The organism is Plasticicumulans sp. (assembly GCF_035331805.1).
Classification (GTDB): Bacteria; Pseudomonadota; Gammaproteobacteria; order Competibacterales; family Competibacteraceae; genus Plasticicumulans.
On the sequence record NZ_DAOLKE010000403.1, the window covers coordinates 1 to 2,938 of the forward strand.

Sequence of the window (2,938 nt, forward strand, 5' to 3'; positions counted from 1 at the left end):
ACGCGGCTGGGGCCTGCTGCGGGCGCTCGCCGTGCCGGCGCCGCTCGCCGGGATGCTGAGCCTGCTGCTGCTCGATCTGGCGATCTGGGCGCAGCATGTCGCGATGCACCGCGTGCCGCTGCTCTGGCGCCTGCACCGCGTGCATCACACCGACACCGACTTCGACACCAGCACGGCGCTGCGCTTTCACCCGCTGGAGATCGGGCTGTCGATGCTCTGGAAGATCGTGCTGGTGCTCGCGCTCGGTGCGCCGGTCGCGGCGGTTGCGGGCTTCGAGCTGCTGCTGTCGGCCTGCGCGCTGTTCAACCACGCCAACCTCGCGCTGCCGGCGCCGGTCGATGCGTGGCTGCGCCGCGTGCTGATCACGCCGGACGTGCACCGCATCCACCACTCGATCCACCGCGACGAGACCGACAGCAACTTCGGCTTCAGCGTCGTCTGGTGGGATCACCTGTTCGGCACCTGGCGCTCGGCACCGCGCGACGGACACGCGACGATGACGATCGGCCTCGACGGCTTCCGCGCCCCGCAAGCCCAGCGCCTCGGCGCGCTGCTGCTGCAGCCGCTGCGCCGCGACGGCTGAGCCTGCGCTGACCCGCTGCCCCCCGCCACGTCCCGTAACCGGCCGGCTCCGGACGCGCCCGCCGCTTTGTGCTTCAATCGCCCCCGCCCGAGACCTGCCGAGTCACCGATGATCTTCACCCGCCTGTTCCGCCGTGCGCCGTCGTGGCGCCATCGTGATCCCCGCGAGCGCCTGCGCGCGCTGCAAAGCCTCGCCGACGGCGATCCGGCACTGCTCGAACTGGCCGGTGACAGCGATCCGGGCGTGCGCCGCGCCGCGCTCGACCGGCTGCACGATCCGCTGCGGCTGCTCGAACATCTGCACGCCGAGGACGACGCCGTCGTGCGCGAGGCCGCCACCGGCCGGCTGCGCACGCTGCTCGCCGGGCACCTCGCCGGCGGGCCGGCGGTGACGGTGCGCCTCGCCGTGCTTGCCGATCCGCGCCTGCCGCCGGCGCTGCTCGTCCACCTCGCCGCCGAGGCGGCCGAATCGGCGCTGCGGCTGGCCGCGCTCGCCGGCGTCCTCGATCAGCGGCAGCTCGCCGTCATCGCCGTGCAGGACGCGGTTGCCGAGGTGCGCCTCGCGGCCACCGAACGCATCCACGATCCCGAACTGCTCGCCGGGCTGGCGCGCAGCTTCCGCGCTCGCGACAAGCGCCTGTACCGGCTCGTCAGCGAGCGGCTGGAAACCGTGCGCCGGCGCGAGACCGAACGCCTGCGCGCCGCGGCGCTGCTCGATGAGCTCGACGCGCTGGCCGCCCGCGAGCGCCTGGAAGCCGAGGACGTGGTCCGCGCCGCCGCGCTCGAACGCGAATTCGGGCAGCTGCCGGCCGAAGCCGATGACCCGGCCCGCCGTCAGGCCGCGCAGGCCCGGCTCGCGCCGCTGCTCGCCGCGCATCAGGCCCACGGCGTCGCGGTCGCCCGCTGCCTGCGCGCCCTCGATGCCATCACCGCCGGCTTCGCCACGCACGGCGACGCCACGGCCTGCGCCACGGCGCTCGCCGGGCTCGAAGCCGAGGCTCCGGCCGATCCGCGCATCGTCGTGCGCATGCAGGCGCTGCGCGAGCGGCTGGCCGAGCGCGGGCGCGACACCGCCCATGCCGAAGCCCGCGAACGCTGGCTGAACGCGCTCGAAACGCTGGCGTCGATCGACGCCGCGACCCGGACCCGGCTCGAAGCCGAATGGCAGGCGCTCCCGGCACCGGCCGATGCCACGCTGCGCCGCCGTCAGGACGAACGCGCCCGCGCCCGGCTCGCGCAGCTGCTGGCCGCACAGCCGGCACCGGCACCAACGCAGTCCTCCGCACCGAAACCGGCCGCGCCGCGCCGCGCCCCGGCCGAACCGGATGCGCAATTGCTCGCGCGGCTCGAAACCCTCGAAGCCGCCCTCGAAGCCGGTGAACTGCATACGGCGCAGCCGCTGTACGAGCAGATCCAGACCGAGGCCCGCGGCCTGCGCGCCCTCGATGCACGGCTGCACGCCGCCGCCGCCCGGCTCGCCGAACTGCGTGACTGGGCGCGCTGGGGCGGCCGGCAGGCGCGCGAACAGCTCTGCCTCGCCGCCGAAGGGCTGGTGCCGGACGCCTGGGCACCGGCCGAACTCGCGCGCCGCGTGCAGCAGCTGCGCGCGCAGTGGAAGCAGCTCGACGGCGGCGAGCTGCCGGCGACGCGCGGACAGTGGGAACGCTTCAACAGCGCCTGCGAACGCGCCTATGCCCCGGCGCAGGCCGCTTTCGCGCAGGCCGCGGCCGAGCGCGAGCAGCACATCGGCGCACGCCGCGCGCTGATCGAACGCCTGCAGCAGCTCGATGCCGGCACCGACTGGTCGGCTCCGGACTGGCGGACGCTGGATCAGGCCTGGCGCGAGCTGCAGCGCGGCTGGCGCGAGGCCGGCACCGTGCCGCGCAACGCCTACCGGACGCTGGAGCAGGACTGGAAGGCCGCCGCCGAGGCCGTCGGCGGACGCATCGAGGCCGAGCGCCAGCGCGAGCGCGCCCGGCGCGAGGCGCTGATCGTGCAGCTCCAGAGCCTGGCCGATGAAGACCTGCGCACCGCGATCGCCGCCGCCCGCCAGGCCCAGGCCGACTGGTCACCGACGCTGCAGTTGCGCCGCGATGCCGAGCAGGCGCTGTGGCTGCGCTTCCGGGCAGTCTGCGATGCGATCTTCGGGCGCCGCGAGCAGGTGCGCTCGGCCGGTCAGGCGCAGCGGCAGGCGACGCTCGATGCCGCCGCCGCGCTGTGCGCCGAACTGGAAACGCTGGCAGCCACGCCCCTCGATGCCGACAACGCCGGCGCCGCCCGCGCCGCGGCGGCACGCATCGCCGAGGACTGGGCCGGGCTCGGCGAGCTGCCGCGCGCGGCGCAGCACGCCATCGAA

At 75.3% G+C, this 2,938-nt stretch carries 2 protein-coding genes; both read left to right on the plus strand.

The annotated features are described in order from the left end of the window. A partial coding sequence (locus PKE44_RS17540) for a sterol desaturase family protein (RefSeq protein ID WP_324553840.1) occupies positions 1 to 583 on the plus strand: 583 nt, incomplete at its 5' end. 108 nt (positions 584 to 691) lie between these two features. After that, the coding region (locus PKE44_RS17545; RefSeq protein ID WP_324553843.1) for a DUF349 domain-containing protein at positions 692 to 2,938 on the plus strand (2,247 nt) is incomplete at its 3' end.